At 70.8% G+C, this 21019-nt stretch carries 19 protein-coding genes; 10 read left to right on the top strand and 9 right to left on the bottom strand.

The features are described from left to right. Positions 1-137 precede the first annotated feature (137 nt). The 3 genes from ABT186_RS21905 to ABT186_RS21895 all read left to right on the top strand — a co-directional run bounded on the left by ABT186_RS21905 (position 138) and on the right by ABT186_RS21895 (position 4076). Complete coding sequence (locus ABT186_RS21905; protein ID WP_351926346.1) at positions 138-1481, top strand: ABC transporter ATP-binding protein; 1344 nt, start codon at positions 138-140, stop codon at positions 1479-1481. Between the two features lie 109 nt (positions 1482-1590). Beyond that, on the top strand, positions 1591-2988 hold the full coding sequence (locus tag ABT186_RS21900; protein WP_351926344.1) for an aldehyde dehydrogenase family protein: 1398 nt from the start codon (positions 1591-1593) through the stop codon (positions 2986-2988). A 5-nt stretch (positions 2989-2993) separates the two neighbouring features. Then, positions 2994-4076: a Zn-dependent alcohol dehydrogenase gene (locus ABT186_RS21895; protein WP_351227904.1), complete on the top strand. Its 1083-nt coding sequence runs from the start codon at positions 2994-2996 to the stop codon at positions 4074-4076. Here the strand turns inward: ABT186_RS21895 and ABT186_RS21890 are convergent. The 3 genes from ABT186_RS21890 to ABT186_RS21880 form a co-directional block, all read right to left on the bottom strand. Beyond that, positions 4073-5023 carry a DMT family transporter gene (locus ABT186_RS21890; RefSeq protein WP_502973286.1) on the bottom strand — a complete coding sequence of 317 codons (951 nt, stop codon included), beginning with the start codon at positions 5021-5023 and terminating at the stop codon, positions 4073-4075. The two genes, ABT186_RS21895 and ABT186_RS21890, sit on opposite strands and share 4 nt — an antisense overlap. 85 nt (positions 5024-5108) lie before the next feature. After that, entirely contained in the window at positions 5109-5858 is a 750-nt protein-coding gene (locus ABT186_RS21885) for an ArsR/SmtB family transcription factor (RefSeq protein WP_351926340.1), read from the bottom strand. Between the two features lie 45 nt (positions 5859-5903). Continuing rightward, complete coding sequence (locus ABT186_RS21880) at positions 5904-6545, bottom strand: TetR/AcrR family transcriptional regulator (RefSeq protein ID WP_351227896.1); 642 nt, start codon at positions 6543-6545, stop codon at positions 5904-5906. Between the two features lie 107 nt (positions 6546-6652). Between ABT186_RS21880 and ABT186_RS21875 the strand changes: the two genes are divergently transcribed. The 3 genes from ABT186_RS21875 (at position 6653) to ABT186_RS21865 (ending at position 8821) form a co-directional block, all read left to right on the top strand. Continuing rightward, on the top strand, positions 6653-7804 hold the full coding sequence (locus ABT186_RS21875; RefSeq protein ID WP_351227894.1) for an acyl-CoA dehydrogenase family protein: 1152 nt from the start codon (positions 6653-6655) through the stop codon (positions 7802-7804). Positions 7805-7864: 60 nt separating this feature from the next. Further along, on the top strand, positions 7865-8107 hold the full coding sequence (locus tag ABT186_RS21870; protein WP_351227892.1) for a YiaA/YiaB family inner membrane protein: 243 nt from the start codon (positions 7865-7867) through the stop codon (positions 8105-8107). A gap of 90 nt (positions 8108-8197) precedes the next feature. Next, the gene (locus ABT186_RS21865) at positions 8198-8821 is read left to right on the top strand and encodes a TetR/AcrR family transcriptional regulator (protein ID WP_351227890.1); all 624 of its coding nucleotides are present in this window, start codon (positions 8198-8200) and stop codon (positions 8819-8821) included. Between the two features lie 84 nt (positions 8822-8905). Here the strand turns inward: ABT186_RS21865 and ABT186_RS21860 are convergent, their stop codons facing one another. Then, positions 8906-9367 carry a MaoC family dehydratase gene (locus ABT186_RS21860; protein ID WP_351227888.1) on the bottom strand — a complete coding sequence of 154 codons (462 nt, stop codon included), beginning with the start codon at positions 9365-9367 and terminating at the stop codon, positions 8906-8908. A 115-nt stretch (positions 9368-9482) separates the two neighbouring features. Here ABT186_RS21860 and soxR point away from each other — a divergent pair, with 115 nt between their 5' ends. Beyond that, positions 9483-9950, top strand: coding sequence for a redox-sensitive transcriptional activator SoxR (gene soxR, locus ABT186_RS21855; RefSeq protein WP_351227886.1), 468 nt, complete (start codon positions 9483-9485; stop codon positions 9948-9950). Positions 9951-10043: 93 nt separating this feature from the next. Here soxR and ABT186_RS21850 read toward each other — a convergent pair whose 3' ends face one another. From ABT186_RS21850 to ABT186_RS21840, 3 genes are all read right to left on the bottom strand, one after another. Then, the gene (locus ABT186_RS21850) at positions 10044-11111 is read right to left on the bottom strand and encodes an RNA ligase (ATP) (RefSeq protein WP_351926338.1); all 1068 of its coding nucleotides are present in this window, start codon (positions 11109-11111) and stop codon (positions 10044-10046) included. A 120-nt stretch (positions 11112-11231) separates the two neighbouring features. After that, entirely contained in the window at positions 11232-11957 is a 726-nt protein-coding gene (locus tag ABT186_RS21845; RefSeq protein ID WP_351227882.1) for a 3-keto-5-aminohexanoate cleavage protein, read from the bottom strand. A gap of 78 nt (positions 11958-12035) precedes the next feature. Beyond that, positions 12036-12638, bottom strand: a complete 603-nt coding sequence (locus ABT186_RS21840; RefSeq protein WP_351227880.1) for a hypothetical protein — start codon at positions 12636-12638, stop codon at positions 12036-12038. A gap of 285 nt (positions 12639-12923) precedes the next feature. Between ABT186_RS21840 and ABT186_RS21835 the strand changes: the two genes are divergently transcribed. After that, the gene (locus ABT186_RS21835) at positions 12924-15704 is read left to right on the top strand and encodes a penicillin acylase family protein (protein ID WP_351227878.1); all 2781 of its coding nucleotides are present in this window, start codon (positions 12924-12926) and stop codon (positions 15702-15704) included. A gap of 18 nt (positions 15705-15722) precedes the next feature. On the opposite strand, the gene ABT186_RS21830 is transcribed toward ABT186_RS21835, so the two are convergent. Both ABT186_RS21830 and ABT186_RS21825 read right to left on the bottom strand, forming a co-directional pair. Then, a complete protein-coding gene (locus tag ABT186_RS21830; protein ID WP_351926336.1) occupies positions 15723-17108 on the bottom strand; it encodes a serine-threonine protein kinase in 1386 nt (461 codons plus the stop codon). An 82-nt stretch (positions 17109-17190) separates the two neighbouring features. Then, entirely contained in the window at positions 17191-18426 is a 1236-nt protein-coding gene (locus ABT186_RS21825; RefSeq protein ID WP_351227874.1) for an exo-beta-N-acetylmuramidase NamZ family protein, read from the bottom strand. A 148-nt stretch (positions 18427-18574) separates the two neighbouring features. Between ABT186_RS21825 and ABT186_RS21820 the strand changes: the two genes are divergently transcribed. Both ABT186_RS21820 and ABT186_RS21815 read left to right on the top strand, forming a co-directional pair. Further along, positions 18575-19339 carry an SDR family oxidoreductase gene (locus ABT186_RS21820; RefSeq protein WP_351227872.1) on the top strand — a complete coding sequence of 255 codons (765 nt, stop codon included), beginning with the start codon at positions 18575-18577 and terminating at the stop codon, positions 19337-19339. Continuing rightward, positions 19336-20994 (top strand): class I adenylate-forming enzyme family protein, encoded by a 1659-nt coding sequence (locus ABT186_RS21815; RefSeq protein ID WP_351227870.1) that lies wholly within the window; start codon positions 19336-19338, stop codon positions 20992-20994. The genes ABT186_RS21820 and ABT186_RS21815 overlap by 4 nt, the downstream gene beginning before the upstream one ends. Positions 20995-21019: the final 25 nt, after the last annotated feature.

Below are 21019 nucleotides of genomic sequence, written 5' to 3'. Positions count from 1 at the left end.
GAATTCGCATCGTGTCGCGCGTCTTCCCTCAAGCGCGTGCTGTCCGTTAACTTCCGTGACCCACCGTCCCGTACGACCCGTACGGGACACCCGATCGCGGAGCACCTGCGGTTCCTGTGAGCCCCCGGGGGGCAGCCATGACGCGCGCCATCTCCCTGCACCAGGTCAGCAAGTCGTACACGCGTGGCGTTCGCGTGGTGGAGCGACTGTCGCTGGACATCCGCCCCGGCGAGTTCCTCGTCCTGCTCGGCCCCTCCGGCTGCGGCAAGTCCACCGTCCTCAGGATGATCGCCGGGCTGGAGGAGGTGACCGAGGGCGAGATCCGGCTCGACGGCGAGTACGCCAACGATCTGGTGCCCTCCGCAAGGAACATCGCGATGGTGTTCCAGAACTTCGCCCTCTACCCGAACATGACCAGCCGCGACAACATCGGCTTCCCGCTGCGTATCGAGAACCCCGGTGCGGACCCGCGGCCCCGCGTGGACGCGACAGCCCGCATGCTCGGCATCGAGGACCTGCTGGGCCGCTTTCCGGGCCAGCTCTCCGGCGGGGAACGACAGCGCGTCGCCATGGGCCGCGCGATCGCCCGGCACCCCTCCGCATTCCTGATGGACGAGCCGCTCTCGAACCTCGACGCCAAACTCCGCAACCACCTGCGCGCCGAGATCTCCGCCCTCACCAGAGAGCTGGGCGTCACCACGGTGTATGTCACCCATGACCAGGCCGAGGCGATGTCGCTCGGCGACCGTGTCGCCGTGCTCCGCGGTGGGGTCCTGCAGCAGCTCGGCAGCCCGCGCGCGGTGTACGGACTGCCGGAGAACGTCTTCGTCGCCGCCTTCATCGGCACACCCCGCATCAATCTGCTGCGCGGACTCGTCCGCGCCCCGCTCGACGGGGCGATGTCGATCAGCCTGGGCCGCCAGTGTCTGCGGCTGCCCGAACCCCTGAGCACGGACCACCAGTTGCTGCGGGTGCAGCAGGGCCGCGAGGTGATCGTCGGGCTGCGCTCGGAGGCGGTGCGCATCGCCCCGCCCTCCGCGGCGCGGTCCCGGGAGGTGCCGATCACCGGGCTCGTCGAGCATGTCGAGTTCCAGGGGCACGAGGTCCTGGTTCACTTCAACACGGGTTCACGACCCGCGGTCGTACCGCAGCTGGAGGCGTCCCGCCCGTCCCGTCCCGTCCGGCGCCGCCGCCGCGAGGGCACTTTGCTGGACCGGCTGCGGGAACGCACGGGCCCCCTGCGGGCCGGGCCCGTCGTGGTGCTCGACCACCTGGCGGACGCGGACCCCGACCCCGTCGACCCGGCGCCGGAGACGGGCCGCCTCCCCGGCGACCTCGTCGTTCGTACCACTCCCGACATCCAGCTGCGTCATGGCATGCAGGTCCCGCTTCTGGTCGACCTCGCCCACCTCTTCGTCTTCGACCAGCACGGCCAGCGCGTCTGCCCGGCGCCGGCGCACCAGCCCGATCTGGAGGAGTGAAGGAAGCGCCGGGCCGTGGAGTCCCCTGGCGCGGGAAAACTAACGTCGCTAGTTTGGTGCCGATCGCCAGTTCGGAGCGAATGACGCTGCCCGGCCCCGGAGGATGACGATGAAGGCACATGACGGCATGTATATCGACGGCGCCTGGCGCCCCGCCGTCGGCGCGGACACCATCGAGGTCGTGAACCCGGTCGACGAGCAGGTCATCGGCCGGGTCCCGGCGGGTACCGCCGAGGACGTCGACGCCGCCGTACGGGCCGCCCGCGCCGCCCTCCCGGCCTGGGCCGCCACCCTCCCTGCCGAACGCGCCGCCCGGCTCACCGCCCTGCGGGACGCACTCGTCGCCCGCAAGGACGAGATCGCCGAGACCGTCACCGCCGAGCTGGGCTCGCCGCTGCCGTTCTCACAGAGCGTCCAGGTGGGCCTGCCGATCCTGGTCGCGGGCTCGTACGCCGAACTGGCCGCCACGCACGCCTTCGAGGAGAAGGTCGGCAACTCCATCGTCCACCAGGAGCCGGTGGGGGTCGTGGGCGCCATCACCCCCTGGAACTACCCCCTCCACCAGATCGTCGCCAAGGTCGCCCCGGCCCTGGCGGCGGGCTGCACCGTCGTCCTCAAGCCCGCCGAGGACACCCCGCTGACCGCGCAGCTCTTCGCGGAGGCGGTGAACTCGGCCGGCGTGCCGGCCGGGGTGTTCAACCTCGTCACCGGCCTCGGCCCGGTCGCGGGCCAGGCGCTCGCCGAGCACGAGGGCATCGACCTGGTCTCCTTCACCGGATCCACGGCAGTGGGCAGGCAGATCGGCGCCACGGCGGGAGCGGCCGTCAAGAAGGTCGCCCTGGAACTGGGCGGCAAGTCCGCGAACGTCATCCTGCCGAGCGCGGACCTCGCCAAGGCGGTCAACGTCGGCGTCGCCAACGTGATGTCCAACTCCGGCCAGACATGCAGTGCGTGGACACGCATGCTGGTGCACCGGGACCAGTACGACGAGGCGGTGGAGCTCGCCGCGGCGGCCGCGGCGAAGTACGGCGACCGTATCGGCCCGTTGGTGAGCGCCAAGCAGCAGGCGCGGGTGCGGAGTTATATCGACAAGGGCGTCGCCGAGGGAGCACGGCTCGTCGCGGGCGGTCCGGAATCCCCCTACGAGCGCGGCTACTTCGTACAGCCCACCGTCTTCGCCGACGTGACCCCACAGATGACGATCGCCCAGGAGGAGATCTTCGGTCCGGTGCTCTCGATCCTCCCCTACGAGGACGAGGAGGACGCCCTGCGGATCGCGAACGGCACGGTGTACGGGCTCGCCGGCGCCGTCTGGGCGGGCGACGACACGGAGGCGGTCGCGTTCGCGCGCAGGCTGGAGACCGGGCAGGTCGACATCAACGGCGGACGCTTCAATCCGCTGGCACCCTTCGGCGGCTACAAACAGTCGGGCGTGGGCCGCGAGCTGGGCGCGCACGGGCTCGCCGAGTACCTCCAGACCAAGTCCCTGCAGTTCCAGGAGCGTTGAGCGAAATGGTCCGTGCCGCCGTACTGCCTGCCGTCGGTGCCCCGCTGGAGATCACCGGCATCGAGCTTCCGGAGCCGGGTCCCGGCCAGGTCCGCATCCGGCTGGCCGCCGCCGGGGTCTGCCACTCCGATCTGTCCCTGTCCAACGGCACCATGCGGGTGCCGGTGCCCGCGGTCCTCGGCCACGAGGGAGCGGGGACGGTGGTGTCCGTGGGGGAGGGCGTCACCCATGTCGGGCCGGGTGCCTCCGTCGTCCTGAACTGGGCCCCCTCATGCGGGAGTTGCCACGCCTGCGCGCTGGGGGAGGTGTGGCTGTGCGCGAACGCGCTGACCGGCGCCGGTGACGTCTACGCCCGCCGCGCCGAGGACGGCACGGATCTCCATCCCGGTCTGAACGTGGCAGCGTTCGCCGAGGAGACGGTGGTGGCGGCGTCCTGTGTGCTGCCGCTGCCGGACGGCGTGCCACTGACCGACGCCGCCCTGCTGGGGTGTGCCGTCCTCACCGGGTACGGGGCCGTTCACCACTCGGCGAAGGTGCGGCCGGGGGAGACCGTCGCGGTCTTCGGTGTCGGCGGAGTGGGCCTCGCGACGCTCCAGTCGGCACGGATCGCGGGCGCGGAACGGATCATCGCGGTGGACGTGTCCCCCGAGAAGGAGGAACTGGCCCGTCGGGCGGGTGCCACGGACTTCGTCCTCGCCTCCGACACCACGCCGCGCGAGATCCGCGGCCTGACGGACAAACAGGGTGTCGATGTGGCGGTGGAGTGTGTGGGCCGGGCGGTCACCATCCGCGCGGCCTGGGACTCCACGCGCCGTGGCGGCCGTACGACCGTCGTCGGCATCGGAGGCAAGGACCAGGAGGTCACCTTCAACGCCCTGGAGATCTTCCACTGGGGCCGCACGCTGTCGGGCTGCGTCTACGGCAACTCGAACCCGGCCGAGGACCTTCCGGTCCTGGCCGAGCATGTCCGGACCGGCCGCCTTGACCTGGGCGCCCTGGTGACGGAACGCATCGCGCTGGAGGGGATCCCGGGGGCGTTCGAGAACATGCTGGCGGGGAAGGGCGGCCGGGCGCTGGTGGTGTTCTAGGGCTCCGTCGCCGACACCTGCTCGGGTGTGGTGTGCGGTTGCTGAGCAGGGGTCCGGCGGGCACGCGACCGTGACACCGCCACCCCCGCCAGGCAGAGCACGCCGCCCCCGAGCGTCAGCAGACCCGGCACCTCGCCGAGGAACAGCCAGGACATCAGGACGACCAGCGCGGGCACGGCGTACGTCGTCGCGCCCATGCGGCTCGCGGTCGTACGGGCCAGGGCGTACGCCCAGGTCGTGAAGGCCATCGCCAGCGGAAAGACGCCCAGGTACACCATGTTGAGCGTCGCCGAGACCGGAGCACGGGACGCCTCGTGGACCAGTTGCCCCGCGAACGGCAGACACAGGGCGGCCCCGACGAGACACCCGAATGTCGTCACCTGGAGCGCGCTCGCCGTGTTCAGCGCGGGCTTCTGTGCGACGACCCCGGCCGCGTACGCGACCGCGGCGAGCAGGCACAGCACCACCCCGAGCACCGAGGAACCGCCCTCACCGGACATCGACAGCCCGACGGTCACCGCACCGGCGAACGAGACGGCCATGCCCGCCAGCAGCCGTGGCGGCATCGGATCGCCGAGCAGCCGCGCACCGAGCAGGGCGATCAGGAGGGGCCCGATGTTCACGACCAGGGCCGCCGTGCCGGCGTCCACCTGCTGCTCGCCCCAGTTCAGGACCACGCTGTAGAAGCCGAACCAGAACACACCCGATATCGCGATCCCGCGCCAGGCCGCGCGCGGCGGCCACCCCTCCCGCCTTATGAGACAGACGATCCCGAGCACCAGGGCCCCGGAGAGCAGCCGGCCCAGCGCCAGAGCGCCCGGCGAGTACACGGCTCCCGCGCTGCGGATCGAGACGAAGGCGGAGGCCCACAGCACCACGGTGACCGCGGCGGCAGCCGCGGCCGACCACTCGGCGTGACGGGCCGGACGGGACGGGGAGGCGTTCATCATGCTCCAGACAGTAGGAGGGGAGAGGTGCGCAGGCTCGCGTATTTCGGACGTCGAGACGGCAACCGGGCGGGGGGCGGCCGGGTCAGCGCAGCGCCCCCGCCTCGATCCCCAGCAGCTCGGACAGCGCGCGCTCGCCCGCCGGCGTGACCTTCACGGCCCGCTCGGAGCCGATGCGCACACACCAGCCCGCGTCCAGGGCATGCCGGCACAGAGCCGCGCCCGCGACACCCGCGAGATGGGGGCGGCGCTCGGTCCAGTCGAGGCAGGCGCGGGCGAGCGGACGGCGCCCCCTGCGGTCCAGGCCGATGCCTGCGGAGTCGAACCACTTCAGACCCGCGTCGGTGAGCGCGAACCCGACATCCTGACGCAGCAGCCCCCACGCCGTGAGCGCGTCGGTGACGGCGATGCCGAGCCGCCCGGCGAGGTGGTCGTAACAGGTGCGGCCACGGGCCATCGCGGAACCGGCGTTCGCCTCCCGCAGTGTGCGCGGACGCCCGGCCCCGGCAGCCGGCGCGACCTGCGCGGCCAGGTCCTCGACCAGCTGGGCGACCTGCGCGTCGGCCAGCCGCACATACCGGTGCCGCCCCTGCCGCTCCTCGGCCAGCAGCCCGCCCGCGACGAGCTTGCCCAGGTGCTCGCTCAGCGTCGACGCCGCGACCCCCGCGTGCCGGGCCAGCTCACCGGCGGTCCATGCCCGTCCGTCGAGCAGCGCCAGCAGACAGGCGGCGCGCGTCTCGTCCGCGATCAGCCCGGCGAGTGCCGCGAGTCCCGGCGCCTGGCCGTCCCGCGGCCGCGCCCGGCCCGGATCCCTGGTGGTCATGCACTCCAGCATGGGGTACGGACACTTCGGCGCCCGCCGAAGAATGCCGGGCCTGTCCTACGCGGAGCGCTTCACTTCCTCGTACTGCTGCTCCAGCCCGTCCAGCAGCGCCGTCAGCCCGGTCTCGAAGGCCCGCTCGTCGATCTTCTCCTGCTGGTCGGCGAGGAGGTGGGCCTGGCCGAGGTGGGGGTAGTCGGCCGGGTCGTACGCCGTCTCGTCGTCGACGAAGCCGCCCGCGAACGAGCCCAGCGCGGAACCCATGACGAAGTAGCGCATCAGCGCGCCGATGGAGGTGGCCTGCGCGGGCGGCCAGCCGGCGTCGACCATCGCGCCGTACACGGCGTCCGCGAGGCGCAGCGCGGCCGGGCGGCGGCCGGGTCCGCGCGCCAGGACCGGCACGATGTTCGGGTGGTCGCGCAGGGCGGCCCGGTAGGAGACCGCCCAGTCGTGCAGTGCGGTCCGCCAGTTGCGGCCGTCCTCGAACATCGACAGGTCGACCTGGGCGCTGACCGAGTCCGCCACCGCCTCAAGGATCTGGTCCTTCGTGCGGAAGTGGTTGTAGAGGGAGGGGCCGCTGACCCCGAGTTCCGCGGCGAGCCGGCGCGTGGAGACGGCGGCGAGGCCCTCCGCGTCCACCAGCGCCCGTGCCGTGGCGACGATGCGGTCGGTGCTGAGCAGGGGCTTGCGCGGTCGGGCCATGGCGCACATAGTAGGGCTGCGATGAGAAACTAGCAGTGCTAATTTAAATGTGCGGTTTTCAAAGACCTTTCCGGGCCTTCCCGGACCTTCCCTTGGGGTGACGTGTCGTGAACCTGGAGCTCGGTGAGGAGCAAGTCGCCGTCCGGCAGCTGGCCGAGGACTTCGTGGGCCGGGAGATCGCCCCGCACGTCGTGGCCTGGGACCGGGCCGAGGAGGTCGACCGGTCGGTCGTGAAGAAGCTGGGCGAGGTCGGGTTCCTCGGGCTCACCATCGACGAGGAGTACGGCGGCTCGGGCGGCGACCATCTCGCGTACTGCCTGGTGACCGAGGAGCTGGGCCGCGGCGACTCGTCCGTGCGCGGGATCGTGTCCGTCTCGCTGGGTCTCGTCGCCAAGAGCATCGCAGCCTGGGGAAGCGAGGAGCAGAAGCGGCGGTGGCTGCCGGGGCTCACCTCCGGCGAGTACGTCGGCTGCTTCGGTCTCACCGAACCCGGCACCGGATCGGACGCCGGCAACCTCTCCACCCGGGCGGTCCGCGACGGCGGCGACTACGTCATCAGCGGCACCAAGATGTTCATCACGAACGGCACCTGGGCCGATGTGGTGCTGCTGTTCGCCCGCTCCACCGACGCCCCCGGCCACAAGGGCGTCTCCGCCTTCCTCGTGCCGACCGACACCCCAGGTCTGACCCGCCGCACGATCCACGGCAAGCTCGGCCTGCGCGGCCAGGCCACCGCCGAGCTGGTCCTCGAGGACGTCCGCGTGCCCGCCTCCGCGATGCTGGCGCCCGAGGGCAAGGGTTTCTCCGTCGCCATGTCCGCGCTCGCCAAGGGGCGGATGTCGGTCGCAGCGGGCTGCGTCGGCATAGCCAGGGCGGCGCTGGACGCGGCCGTGCGGTACGCCACCGAGCGCGAGCAGTTCGGCAGGACCATCGCCCACCACCAGCTCGTCCAGGAACTCATCAGCGACATCGCCGTCGACGTCGACGCGGCGCGGCTGCTGACCTGGCGGGTCGCCGACCTGATCGACCGCGGCAGGCCCTTTGCCGTCGAGTCCTCCAAGGCCAAGCTCTTCGCCTCCGAGGCCGCCGTCCGTGCCGCGAACAACGCCCTCCAGGTCTTCGGCGGCTACGGCTACATCGACGAGTACCCGGCGGGCAAACTCCTGCGCGACGCCCGTGTGATGACCCTCTACGAGGGCACGAGCCAGATCCAGAAGCTGCTGATCGGGCGCGCGCTGACGGGGGTTTCGGCGTTCTGAGTACGTGCCTGAGTACTTCGGCGGATGTGACGGCCGCCACCTCGCCCGATCCTTGTCCGCATGAGTGACACACCGGTCAAGCAGGGCACGGCCGCCTTCTACGGCCAGGCAGTCGCGTCCTTCTCCGTGGCCATGGCTGCGACCGCCATCGGCATCTTCAAGCTGAACGCCGACGCCTGGGTACGGGCATTCCTGGGCATCGCCGTCCTGTACCTGGTCACCTCCGCCTTCACCCTCGCCAAGGTGATCCGGGACCGGCAGGAGGCGGCGGGCAGGGTGTACCACCCCTTCGAGAAGCTCTGAACGCCTGACTCACTCCTCTGAGCGGGCACTCTAAGCGCTCGCTCACCTTCGGAGGTATGGTGTTCGTCCTGACATGGGAAGGGGCGAGCGATGAGTACGGCGGAGGAGACGGCCGGCGGCGAGTTGGATCCGTGGGGCGAGGTGACTCCGGACGCGGCCCGGCGGCTGCTGGTCGCCGCCGTCGAGGCCTTCGCCGAGCGCGGCTACCACGCCACGACGACCCGCGACATCGCGGGCCGTGCGGGTATGAGCCCGGCCGCGCTCTACATCCACTTCAAGACCAAGGAAGAACTGCTTCACCGGATCAGCCGGATCGGCCACGACAAGGCGCTCGACATCCTGCGCACGGCGGGACGGCGTGAGGGCACCGCGAAGGAACGGCTCGCCGACGCCGTGAGCTCGTTCGTCCGCTGGCACGCCGGGCGGCGCACCACGGCGCGCGTCGTGCAGTACGAACTCGATGCGCTCGGCCCGGACGCCCGCGCCGAGATCCTCGCGCTGCGCCGCCAGGTCGACGCCGAGGTACGGGCGATCGTCGAGGACGGTGTGGCAGCCGGCGAGTTCGACGTGCTCGACGTGCACGGCACCACCCTCGCCGTGCTCTCGCTCTGCATCGACGTCGCCCGGTGGTTCAACGTCGACGGTCCCCGGACGCCCGACGAGGTCGGCGCGCTCTACGCCGACCTCGTGCTGCGGATGGTCGGGGCCAAGTAGCCCCGGCCCGCCCGGAGCCGTTACCGGCTCGGAGGTCGTACCTCGTCCAGAGAGGCGTACCTCGTTCAGAGAGGCGTACCTCGTTCAGAGGTAGTACCGGGACACCGACTCCGCGACGCACACCGGCTTGTCGCCGCCCTCGCGCTCCACGGTGAAGGCGACGGTCACCTGCACCCCGCCCTTCACATCCTCGACGCCGGTGATCGTCGCGGTGGCGCGCAGCCGGGAACCGACCGGGACCGTGGCGGGGAAGCGGACCTTGTTCGTCCCGTAGTTGACGCCCATCTTGGCGCCCTCGACCTTGATCAGCTGCGGTCCGAAGAGCGGCAGCAGGGACAGCGTGAGGTAGCCGTGCGCGATGGTCGTGCCGAAGGGGCCCGTGGCGGCCTTCTCCGGATCCACATGGATCCACTGGTGGTCGCCCGTGGCCTCCGCGAACAGATCGATCCGCTTCTGGTCGATCTCCAGCCAGTCGCTGTACCCCAGCTGCTCGCCCACCGCCGCCTTCAGCTCGTCGGCGGACATGAAGGTCCTCGGCTCTGCCATGTTCCCGGCCTCTCGCATCACGAAGTCACCATGTCTAAGCAACTGCTTAGCATGGTCGGCTCCGGGACCCGTGTCAACGGACCGGGCGTATGACGCGATGGGTAGGCTCTGAGGGGTGCCCAAGATCCCCGAGAAGATCCACGAGCTGACCGTCGGCCAGTTGTCCGCCCGCAGCGGTGCTGCCGTCTCCGCCCTGCACTTCTACGAGTCCAAGGGCCTGATCAGCAGCCGCCGCACATCGGGCAACCAGCGCCGCTACCAGCGCGACGCGCTGCGCCGGGTCGCCTTCGTACGCGCCGCGCAGCGCGTCGGCATCCCACTGGCCACCATCCGTGAGGCGCTCGCCGAACTCCCCGAGGAGCGGACCCCGACCCGCGAGGACTGGGCCCGGCTCTCCGAGGCCTGGCGCTCCGAACTCGACGAGCGCATCCGCCAGCTGAGCCGGCTCCGCGACCACCTCACGGACTGCATCGGCTGTGGCTGCCTGTCCTTGGAGACCTGCGTCCTGTCCAACCCGGACGACATCTTCGGGGAGCGGCAGTCGGGGTCGCGGCTGATGGCGGAACGGGGCGGCGACCGCTGAGCGCAGCCTGCGGGCAGTCGTGCCGCTGGGGGGACGCCGGGCTGCGCGACCTCCCTCGGCCGGCCCCAGCCCCGGGCACCCATCGGCCGACGCTCACTCGTACTCCGTCCCGCCCTTCCGCGTCAGGTAAGCCGGGCTCACCGCCTTCGCGATCGCCCTCCCCCCGGTCACCGGGCTGTACCGCTCGGCGACGGGTCGGATCACCACGCCCTCCCGCAGATGCAGCTCCCGCCCCGACACGGTCTCGCGCCCGCCGGCGACGTCCAGCACACGCGAGATGTCGTACGGCCCCTCGTACAGCCGCGGAACCAACGGCAGTTCCCCGGCAAGCAGCTCCACCGCGTCCAGCCACCGCACCTCGCCGTCGATGTCGGCGGACACGTCGAACACGGCATACCCCAGCGTCTCGCGCCGCCCGTCGGCCCCGTACGTCAGGTCCTGTACGCCCGCCCCGTACACCTCGCCGAAGATCCCCACCCGGCGCGCGCCGAGCCGTGCGGCCAGCCTGGCCGCAGCCTCCGGGACGCCGTGGCCGTGCACCGCCCGCCAGTAGAGGTTGCGCGGATCCTCCTTCAGCGCGAGCGACTTGGCCCCGAAGCCCTTCGACGAGACAAGCACCCGGTCCTCGTCCGTGACGTACGTCAGCAGGCATGCCGACCCGTGCAGCTTCTCCGTCAGCACGACGGGCTCGCCGGGCGCGAAGATGTCCGGGTAACGCTGGATGTTCTCGATGTCGACCCACGGCAGCAGATCCGGCGCGGACTCGACCTCGCCGTCCATGGTGGGCGGTATCGGCGGCACCCACTTGGTGATGCCGAGCACCTCCGCGAAGTCGGTGCCGTCGGCCGCGGCCCGCGCGAGGTCGACGTCCGCCAGTGCCTTCGGCCGGCAGACGATGCCCTGCGACAGCTCGCCGCGCAGCCGTACCGCCTTGACCCGGTCGGACTTGCTGCCCGCGAGCCGTCCGGTCAGCCCCAGCTCCTCGATCAGTCCGGCCGGGAGAACGGACTGCTCGGGGATGTAGACGGCGGTGTCACCGGTGCGGTACTGGCCCTTGGCGACGACGGCTCGGTACAGACCCACCTGGGCCAGTTCGAGTGCGTCGGCGTTCGGATGCTCGTGGATGGTCAGCACTTCGGCGGTGACGCGCAGCGTCGACATCGGGACTCCTCGGATTCCTCAGGTGTGTTTCATCGCCCCCAACTGTCCGTACGGGAAAGGGGTGGAGCCAGCGGATTTGCGGCTGGTAGTGTCACGCGCTCCGTCGGGGCGGCCACGTTCTCACGAGCAGCGCCGGGACCGCCTGTACTGAGCCAGTCCCTCCGCCACCAACTGGGCGTTCGACCGGGCCGGTTGCCCGTCCGGCAGGACCAGCGTGTCCTCCAGGCCGATACGGGTGGCAAGTCCGAGCCGTCCGGCCAGTCGCAGCACCGGCCAGGTGCCGCTCTCCGCCCCGTGCAGCAGCACAGGGCGGCTCGGGGAGCCGAGTGCGGACAGCAGGGCGCGGGCGGTCTCCTCCGCTGTGTCCGCGGAGGGGTCCGTCACCTCCGCGAGCACCCGCAGCACCCTCGGTCCCAGCGGGGACGCCGCGAATCGTGCCGCGCCGTCCGTGCCGGACCAGATGCCCGCCTCGACCCCGATCCCGCGGTCGATCAGCGCCGCCGCGACCTCCTCCGCGCCCGGCTCGTGCCAGTTGACCGAGGCGTGGTCGGGCAGCACGGTCCACGAGCGGATGCGCTCCACCCGCGCGGCCGGGTCCGGTTCCGCCCAGGCGCCGGTGGTCACACCGACGGGGACGACGATGCGCGCCCGTATCTCCTCGAGGGTCGCCGCGACCACCTTCGCCGACAACGAGTCCCGCCCACAGGGGGTCTTGGGGTGGACATGCACTTCCCACGCCCCGGCCGTGACGGCGGCCGACGCCGCGTCGGCCATCGCGCCCGGCGACATCGGCACGACCGCGCTGTCGGCCGGTCCCCGGGCTCCGTTCAGACACACCTGCATCATGACCCCGATGATGCAGCTCACCACTGACAACGGGGGTGCGGCATCCCCGGCGCACCCCCGCGCCCTCGGGTCCTTCCGTCACGCCGTCACCAGCAGTCGTGCGCGCCTGGCCTCCGCCAGGGCGCCGGGCGTCAGCACAGGCCGTGGCACCACGATGCCGCAGTCCGTGCAGACCGGGCCCGACGACGGCTCATGGGCCAGGTCGTACCTCCAGATGAGGCGCTCACCGGCGCACACCGGGCAGACCGAGCCCGGCTCACGCTCCAGTGCGTCGATGAGCCGGCGCAGCACCTCGGCCAGCGGTTCACGAGGGTGGACCCGCGGGTCGTCGCACCAGGCGACCCCGAAACCACCCCAGGTCAGCCGGTGCCAGTCATCCACACTGCCCGGCCTGCGCAGCCCGTCGTGCTTCTCCCGCTTGCGGCGCTGCGTGAACTCGGCCTCGTAGCCGAGCCAGACGGAGCGAGCCTCCTCCAGTTCGTCCAGTGCGGCCACGAGCCGCGCCGGATCGGGGGAACGGTCCTCGGGACCGAACCCGGCCCGGGAGCACAGATGGTCCCAGGTCGCCCGATGCCCGTAGGGGGCGAACTTCTCAAGGCACTTGCGCAGCGAATAGCGCCGCAGTGCCAGATCGCATCTGGGATCGCGCACCTGTCTCGCCAGACTCCGGAAACCGGCCATCGCCCTGCACCTCCGTCACACCTGCACCTGTACTTCGGTCACTTCGGCGTCGTCGTACGGACGTCGCCGAATAGACGTATCGACAAGCGATTCGGCTCCATCCGTTTTCCGATGGCCTCCATAAGCCACCGTCCGAACGGTTCTCGGCCGCCTTCCCCCATGCCGTCGGTCGCCGTCGAGAGATCGGCATGACCGTGGCTCTCCCAGAAAGTTGACGCATGTTCATGTTCAATCCCGGGGATACCGGCGGTAACATCCCGCCCACCATCGTCGGGAGGAGCTGCCATGCCACGGCGCACCCCACGCACCACCCTCGACAGACTGAGAACTCCCCGGAGACTCACCAAGTTCCTCAAGACCGCGTCGATATGCGTTCTCGTCGCAGGTCTGTTGTCCCCTGCGGCCGCGGGCACCGCGGAAGCGGCGGCGGCCAACGACTACTGCGGCGGCCAGTGTTCGGACATCCTCCCGCCCGGCGAGAACGGCAACGCCACCCTCGTCCAGATCCTCCTCAACCAGGCCTTCGGCGTTCAGCCCGACCACGCCGAGGACCAGCTCGGCACCTACGCCAACCTGGCCACCGGCTACTCCACGCTCACCGACACGAAGATCAACACGTTCTTCAACGACGCGTCGTTCGGTGTCTCTTCCGATCAAGTCGCTTCCACCGAGAAACCCGCGGGCCGCAGCGACGTGACGATCGTCCGCGACAAGAAGGCGGGCGTTCCGCACATCACCGGTACCACTCGATACGGCACCGAGTTCGGCGCCGGTTATGCCGCGGCTGAGGACAGGCTGTGGCTCATGGACGTCTTCCGGCATGTGGGCCGCGGCCAGCTGACCTCCTTCGCGGGCGGAGCCGCCGCCAACCAGGGCCTTGAACAGCAGTTCTGGCGCAACGCGCCCTACACCGAAGCCGATCTGCAGGCCCAGATCGACAACGCGGTGGCCGCCAACGGCGACCGCGGCAAGCAGGCCCTCGCCGACGTCAACGCCTACCTCGACGGCATCAACGCCTATATCGACGCCTCCGACAGCGGCCGCTACTTCCCCGGCGAGTACGTCCTGACCGGCCACAAGGACTCGATCACCAACGCCGGCACCATCGACCACTTCAAGGCCACCGACCTGGTCGCGCTCGCCTCCGTCATCGGCGCGCTCTTCGGCTCCGGCGGTGGCGGCGAGGTCAACAATGCGATCTCCCTCCTCGCCGCTCAGTCCAAGTACGGAGTGGAGGAAGGCACCAAGGTCTGGGAGTCCTTCCGCGAGCGCAACGACCCCGAGGCCGTCGTCACCGTCCACAACGGCGAGAGCTTCCCGTACGCGTCGAAGCCCGACAGCCCGCAGGGCGAGGCGCTGCCCGACGCCGGATCGGTGACCGAGGAGCCGCTCGTCTACGACCGCACCGGCAGCGCGGCGACCTCCAGTGCCACCACCGCCTCCAAGACGGCGGCCACCACCGCCCTGACCTCCGCCAAGCGCGGGATGTCCAACGCCTTGGTGGTGAGCGGCAAGTACACCGCGAGCGGCCACCCGATCGCCGTCTTCGGCCCGCAGACCGGCTACTTCGCGCCCCAGCTGCTCATGCTCCAGGAGATCCAGGGCCCGGGCATCAGCGCCCGCGGCGCCTCCTTCGCGGGTCTTGGCATGTACGTCGAACTGGGCCGCGGCCAGGACTACTCGTGGAGCGCCACGACCTCCGGCCAGGACATCATCGACACCTACGCCGTCGAGCTGTGCCAGGACGACTACCACTACCTGTACCACGGCACCTGCACGGCCATGGACGAGGTCGAGCACACCAACTCCTGGAAGCCGACCACCGCCGACTCGACCGCCGCCGGCTCCTACACGATGAAGGCCTGGCGCACCAAGTACGGGCCCGTGGAGTACCGCGCCACGGTCGGCGGCAAGAAGGTCGCCTACACCACGCTGCGCTCGTCCTACCTGCACGAGGCCGACTCGATCATCGGCTTCCAGATGCTGAACGACCCGGACTACGTCAAGGGCCCGCAGGACTTCCAGAGCGCGGCCTCGCACATCAACTACACATTCAACTGGTTCTACGCCGACTCCCAGCACACCGCCTACTACAACAGCGGCAACAACCCGGTACGCGCGAGCGGCGTCGACGCCGAGTTCCCGGTGTGGGCGCAGGCCGCGTACGAGTGGCGGAACTGGGACCCGACGACGAACACGGCGGACTACACCGCGCCCTCCGCCCACCCCAACTCCATCGACCAGGACTACTACATCTCCTGGAACAACAAGCAGGCCAAGGACTACACGACCGCGCCCTGGGGCGACGGCTCGGTGCACCGCGGCAATCTGCTGGAGGACCGGGTGAAGAAGCTCGTGGCGGCCGGTGGGGTGACCCGCTCGTCGCTGGTGAAGGCGATGGCGGACGCGGCCCTCGCCGACCTGCGGGCTGAGGACGTGCTGCCGAAGCTGCTGAAGGTCGTCAACAGCTCGACGGTGACCGACTCCACGGCCGCTGCGGCGGTGAGCAAATTGTCCGCGTGGGTGTCGGCGGGCGCCAAGCGCACGGAGACCTCGGCAGGTTCGAAGACGTACGCCGACGCCGACGCGATCCGCATTCTGGACGCCTGGTGGCCGCTGCTGGTGAAGGGCGAGTTCCAGCCCGGTCTGGGCAGCGACCTGTACACCGCCTTCACCAACAACCTGCCGGTCGACGAGTCCCCCTCGGCCGCGCACGGCCCCACCGGTTCGCACGCCGGCAGCTCCTTCCAGTACGGCTGGTGGAGCTATGTCGACAAGGACATCCGCGCGGTGCTCGGCGAGTCCGTGCAGGGCGGGCTGGACCAGAAGTACTGCGGCGGCGGCAGTCTCAGCGCGTGCCGGGACATCCTGATCAGCACCCTGAAGCAGGCGGCCGGCATGACGGCGTCCCAGGTCTACCCGGGCGACGACCAGTGCTCGGCGGGTGACCAGTGGTGCGCCGACTCGATCGTCCAGCGCACCCTGGGCGGCATCAAGCACGGCAAGATCAGCTGGCAGAACCGGCCGACGTTCCAGCAGGTCGTGGAGTACACGTCCCACCGGTAGTGCCCGCACGGCGGCGGGTCAGCCCACGCGGCCCGCCGCCAGTACCACCTGTGCCAACTCCCGGTGCACGATGTCGCTGTGGGCACCGGACGGTGGTCCGCCGTTGCAGACGACGGCGGACGCGTCGATGTTGACGCATCCCGACGCGGGCAGCGCCCTGCGCAGCGCGTCGGCGAGGACGAAGCCCTGCGTGCCGTCCACTGCCTGCACCCCGTCGTGCCCCATCGCTCCCCACTTCCGTCCCAGGAGGTCGCCGATGCCGAAGCCCTCCACGGGGCCCGCGGCCTCCCCGGCCGCCGACGGTGCCTCCCCGGCCAGCGACTGATCGTCGTCCGCCATGCGTGAGGCCAGCGGATAGAGCGTGCCGAGCGCCGAGTCGAAACGGGAGTAGCAGCACACCAGGGGACCGTCGATGCGGTTCTGCTGCCCGTGCAGCACACCGCTCGCGTGCGGGTCGTCGGGCAGGCGGGCGGCGAACGCGTAGTGCGAGAAGGCCCCTTGGAGCAGGGTCACGGACTTCACCGTGTGCACGCCGTCCGGCAGCCCGCGCAGGGCGAACGACACCAGCCGCCCGCCGAAGCTGTGCCCGATCAGATGCACACGTACGTTCGGTGCCGCCTGCGCCAACTGTCCGATCACCCGGCCGAGTCCGCGCTCCCCGACCGTCCCCGCGCGCCGCTTCATCGCGTAGTACGTGGCCTGCCTCAGCAGTTCGTGCGCCCCGTCCCACACCCCCTTCGGCGTGAACGAGAACCCTTCCGTCCCCTGTGCCTGCCCGTCCGCCGAATCCACCTGCTCCAGCGCCTGCGCGAAGTCCTGGCACGCCTGCCTCGTGTCGCCGAACAGCATCTCCGGTGCGCTCTCGGGCACCCCCTCCGCCAGCATGTCCGCGTCGAACGCGGCCTGCGGACCCCCCGGCCGAGCCTCCACCAGCAGCCGTACGAGCCGCCCGAACTCCTCCAGCGAGGCATCGTCGTCGGGGTGCTGCTCCAGCAGCCGCGCGATCTGTTCCACCAGGGTCGCGTTGCCGGGGAAGACCTCCAGAAGGGCGTGCCGGGAGTTCTCGTCCAGCAGCGGACGCGTGGGCCGCGGGATCTCGGCCGCGGCCGAGGGCGGGAAGTCGGGGATCGGCTCGTCCGCGAACATCATGGACGGCCAGATCACGCCCACGTACCCCAGGTGCGCCCGCGGCGCCAGCGAGGGCACCGGAGCGAAGAAGTGGTCGTAGAGCCGGGTCGCACCGGAGCGTTCGTTGTTCCAGCCGTGCGCGAAGACCAGCAGGTCCCGTACCCCGCGCCCGTTCACCTCGGCGAGCAGCCGGTCCCTTTCCGGGCCGTCCACGTCCCCGTCCGCGTCGAAGGTCAGCTCCCAGTAGGGACTCACACTGATTGCCGGTACCGCCATGACAGGTCCCCCTTGGCCCGAGGTCGAGTGCGCTGTGGGCGCATCGTCCTGCTGGTGGCGAAGGTTGGCCATACGTCATGACTCATCCGTACACGAGATACTTCCTGCGCAGGCACCGGAAGGAGGCCAGCTCGTCCTGCCAGGCGGCGACCACCTCGTCCGCCGTCGCCCCCGCGTCGATCATCGTGCGCACCCGGGCGGACCCCGTGAGCTTGTCGATCCAGTCGTCGGAGCGCCAGGCGAAGCCGCTCCACACCTTCCTGGCGGTCACGAGCAGCGCGATTCCGGTGCGCACGGGGTCGTAGGCCGTCCGGTCGTGCACATGGATCTGCACCCCGCCCACCGTCCTGCCCTGGAACTTGGAGAAGGTGGGCGCGAAGTACGCCTCCCTGAAGTGCACGCCGGGCAGCCCGAGCCGCTCCGCCTCGGCCGCCCACCGCCCGTCGATCCCCTCCGCGCCCAGGAGTTCGAAGGGGCGGGTGGTGCCGCGTCCCTCCGACAGGTTCGTGCCCTCGAACAGACACGTCCCCGAGTAGACCAGCGCGGTGTCGGGCGTCGGCATGTTCGGGCTCGGCGGCACCCAGGGCAGGCCGGAGGCGTCGTAGAAGTCGGACCGCTTCCAGCCGGTCATCAGGACGGTGTCCAGCGGTACGGGCGTGCTCAGGAACTCCCCGTTGAAGAGCCCCGCCAGTTCCGCCACGGTCATCCCGTGCGCCTGGGCGATCGGCTGCCGTCCCACGAACGTCGCGAACTCCCGGTGCAGAACGGGGCCCTGGGTGGACCGCCCGGTCACGGGGTTCGGCCGGTCCAGGACCACGAACCGCTTGCCCGCGAGCCCTGCCGCCTCCATACAGTCGTACAGCGTCCAGATGTACGTGTAGAAGCGGGCGCCCACGTCCTGGATGTCGAAGACGATCGTGTCCACACCGGACGCCGTGAAGACGTCCGCGAGCGGCTGACCTCTCTTCAGGTATGTGTCGTAGACGGGCAGCCCCGTCGCCGGGTCGTCGTAGCGGCCCTCCGAACCGCCCGCCTGCGCCGTGCCGCGGAAGCCGTGCTCGGGGCCGAAGACCGCGACCAGGTTCACCGGGGACTCCGCGTGCATCACGTCGACGATGTGGCGCGCGACCCTGGTCACACCCGTGGGGTTGGTCACGATGCCCACTCGCCGGCCGTCCAGCAGTGCGTAGCCGTCCTCCGCCAGCCGTTCGAAGCCGGTGCGCAGCCGTCTGCCGCCCCCGGCGGCGGCCGCGCCGGTCGCGGGGAGCGACACGGCCGCCGTGGTCGCGGCCAGCAGTCCTCGTCTGGACAGCCTCATGCGGTGACCTCCGGGATCGACGGAACTGTCATGGCCACGCACGCTAGCGAAGGAGCCTCTTCCCTCGTTACATACCGACTGGTTAGTCTGACGCTCGCAGCAGAGCCGACTGCAGCAGAGCCCATGCGCGTCGCGTCGAAGGAGACCGATGGTGGAAGCCGTGCAGGATGCGGGAGTGGTCGTCACCGGAGCGGGAGGCGGCATCGGAGCCGCGCTGGCCCGCCGCTTCGCCGCCGAGGGGGCCAGGGTCGTCGTCAACGACCTGGACGCCGGCAAGGCGAAGGCCGTGGCCGACGAGATCGGCGGCATCGCGGTCCCTGGCGACGCCTCCGCGATCGTGACCGAGGCGCGCGACGCCCTCGGCGGCACGGTCGACGTCTACGTCGCCAACGCGGGCCTCGGCTCCGGCGGCACCGAGGCCGCCGACGAGGAGGTGTGGGCACAGGCCTGGGACGTGAACGTCATGGCGCACGTCCGCGCCGCCCGCGCGCTCCTGCCCGCCTGGCTGGAGCGCGGCCAGGGCCGGTTCGTCTCCACCGTGTCGGCCGCCGGACTGCTCACCATGATCGGTGCCGCGCCGTACAGCGTCACCAAGCACGGCGCGTACGCCTTCGCCGAGTGGCTCTCGCTGACTTACCGGCACCGCGGCCTGAAGGTCCACGCGATCTGCCCCCAGGGCGTCCGCACCGACATGCTGACCGCCTCCGGCAGCGCCGGTGACCTGGTGCTCGCGCCGACCGCGATCGACCCCGCGGACGTCGCCGACGCGCTCTTCAAGGGCATCGAGGAGGACCGGTTCCTGATCCTGCCGCACCCCGAGGTCGCCGCGTACTACCAGGCGCGCGCCACCGAGCCGGACCGCTGGCTGACGAACATGAACCACATCCAGCAGAAGTGGGAGGGCGCCCGGTGAGCACGTCCCGTTATGCCGCCAAGCCCTGGCTCGCCCTCCTCGACGACGCCCAGCGCGCCCCGATCAGCCCGCCCGACTCCCTGGTGCACGCCCTGCGCCCGGCCCCCGCGGACCGTACCGCGCTCGCCTACTTCGACGGCCGGATCACCTACGCCGAACTGGACGCGCTGACCGACTCCGTCGCCGGGCACCTCGCCGCCCGCGGCCTGGAGCGCGGCGACCGGGTCGCGATCCTGCTGCAGAACTCCCCGCACTTCGTGCTCGCCCTGCTGGGCGCCTGGAAGGCGGGCGCGACCGTCGTGCCCGTCAACCCCATGTACAAGTCGGGCGAGGTCGCGCACGTCCTCAAGGACGCGGAGGTGACGGCCCTGGTGTGCTCCGACCGCGCCTGGGAGTCGTATCTGCGCGAGACGGCCGCGGGCTCGTCCGTACGCATCGTGCTCACCGCCTGCGAGCTGGACCTCCAGACGCGCGACGACGCGCGCGTGCTGAACTTCGAGCGGCTCGGGCAGTCCGCGGACGCGGACGACCTCGTGACCGTCGCCCGGCAGGGCACCAAGGCACCCGAGGGCCGCGAGCCAGGCCCCTCCGACATCGCGCTGATCAGTTACACCTCGGGCACCAGCGGCACCCCCAAGGGCGCCACCAACACGCACGGCAACATCATGTACAACGCCGAGCGGCAGCGCACCGGCATGGGGCTGCCCGAGGTGCCCGTCTACTTCGCGTTGGCACCCCTGTTCCACATCACCGGGATGGTCTGCGAGCTCGTGGCGTGCCTCATCAGCGGGGGCACGCTCGTCCTCGCCTACCGCTTCGAGCCGGGCGTCGTCCTCGACGCGTTCGCCGAGCACCGGCCCCACTACACCGTCGGCCCCTCGACCGCCTTCATGGCGCTGGCCGCCCACCCGGCGGTCACGCCCGACCACTTCTCCTCCTTCAGCAAGATCTCCTCCGGCGGCGCCCCGGTGCCGCCCGCCCTGGTGGAGAAGTTCCGCGCCGGCTTCGGGCCGTACATCCGCAACGGCTACGGCCTCACCGAGTGCACCGCCCCCTGCGCCTCGGTGCCACCCGGCCACGAGGCCCCCGTCGACCCGGTCTCCGGGACGCTGGCCGTCGGCGTCCCCGGGCCCGACACGGTCGTCCGCATAGTCGACGACCGGGGCGAGGAGGTGCCGTTCGGCGAGCAGGGTGAGATCGTCGTACGGGGACCGCAGGTCGTGCCCGGCTACTGGCGGCGCCCCGAGGCCACCGCCGAGACCTTCCCGGACGGCGAGCTGCGCACCGGTGACATCGGGTTCATGGACGAGCAGGGCTGGCTGTATGTCGTGGACCGCAAGAAGGACATGATCAACGCGTCCGGCTTCAAGGTGTGGCCGCGCGAGGTCGAGGACGTGTTGTACACGCATCCGGCGGTGCGCGAGGCGGCCGTCGTCGGGGTGCCGGACGGCTACCGCGGGGAGACCGTCAAGGCGTACATCAGCCTGCGCCCCGGGTGTGATGAAGACCCGGGTGCGCTCGCTGATTACTGCAAGGAGAGACTGGCCGCTTACAAATACCCGCGTCAGGTGGAGATCCTGCCCGACCTGCCGAAGACGGCAAGTGGGAAGATCCTCCGTCGGGAACTGCGTTCCCGGTCGCAGAAGAGCCAGTAGAACTTCACGGAAAGGCAGGTGGCGG

This window comes from Streptomyces sp. NPDC001634 (genome assembly GCF_040298185.1).
GTDB lineage: Bacteria > Actinomycetota > Actinomycetes > Streptomycetales > Streptomycetaceae > Streptomyces.
Note: the sequence above shows the minus strand (reverse complement) of the source record. Positions and strands in the feature narration are given on the sequence as shown.

Excerpts from the sequence above, each read along its gene's own strand:
- ABT186_RS21905 (WP_351926346.1), top strand. The coding sequence starts at position 138 with ATGACGCGCGCCATCTCCCTGCACCAGGTCAGCAAGTCGTACACGCGT.
- ABT186_RS21900 (WP_351926344.1), top strand. The coding sequence starts at position 1,591 with ATGAAGGCACATGACGGCATGTATATCGACGGCGCCTGGCGCCCCGCC.
- ABT186_RS21895 (WP_351227904.1), top strand. The coding sequence starts at position 2,994 with ATGGTCCGTGCCGCCGTACTGCCTGCCGTCGGTGCCCCGCTGGAGATC.
- ABT186_RS21890 (WP_502973286.1), bottom strand. The coding sequence starts at position 5,023 with ATGAACGCCTCCCCGTCCCGTCCGGCCCGTCACGCCGAGTGGTCGGCC.
- ABT186_RS21885 (WP_351926340.1), bottom strand. The coding sequence starts at position 5,858 with ATGCTGGAGTGCATGACCACCAGGGATCCGGGCCGGGCGCGGCCGCGG.
- ABT186_RS21880 (WP_351227896.1), bottom strand. The coding sequence starts at position 6,545 with ATGGCCCGACCGCGCAAGCCCCTGCTCAGCACCGACCGCATCGTCGCC.
- ABT186_RS21870 (WP_351227892.1), top strand. The coding sequence starts at position 7,865 with ATGAGTGACACACCGGTCAAGCAGGGCACGGCCGCCTTCTACGGCCAG.
- ABT186_RS21865 (WP_351227890.1), top strand. The coding sequence starts at position 8,198 with ATGAGTACGGCGGAGGAGACGGCCGGCGGCGAGTTGGATCCGTGGGGC.
- ABT186_RS21860 (WP_351227888.1), bottom strand. The coding sequence starts at position 9,367 with ATGGCAGAGCCGAGGACCTTCATGTCCGCCGACGAGCTGAAGGCGGCG.
- ABT186_RS21850 (WP_351926338.1), bottom strand. The coding sequence starts at position 11,111 with ATGTCGACGCTGCGCGTCACCGCCGAAGTGCTGACCATCCACGAGCAT.
- ABT186_RS21845 (WP_351227882.1), bottom strand. The coding sequence starts at position 11,957 with ATGATGCAGGTGTGTCTGAACGGAGCCCGGGGACCGGCCGACAGCGCG.
- ABT186_RS21840 (WP_351227880.1), bottom strand. The coding sequence starts at position 12,638 with ATGGCCGGTTTCCGGAGTCTGGCGAGACAGGTGCGCGATCCCAGATGC.
- ABT186_RS21835 (WP_351227878.1), top strand. The coding sequence starts at position 12,924 with ATGCCACGGCGCACCCCACGCACCACCCTCGACAGACTGAGAACTCCC.
- ABT186_RS21830 (WP_351926336.1), bottom strand. The coding sequence starts at position 17,108 with ATGGCGGTACCGGCAATCAGTGTGAGTCCCTACTGGGAGCTGACCTTC.
- ABT186_RS21825 (WP_351227874.1), bottom strand. The coding sequence starts at position 18,426 with ATGAGGCTGTCCAGACGAGGACTGCTGGCCGCGACCACGGCGGCCGTG.
- ABT186_RS21820 (WP_351227872.1), top strand. The coding sequence starts at position 18,575 with ATGGTGGAAGCCGTGCAGGATGCGGGAGTGGTCGTCACCGGAGCGGGA.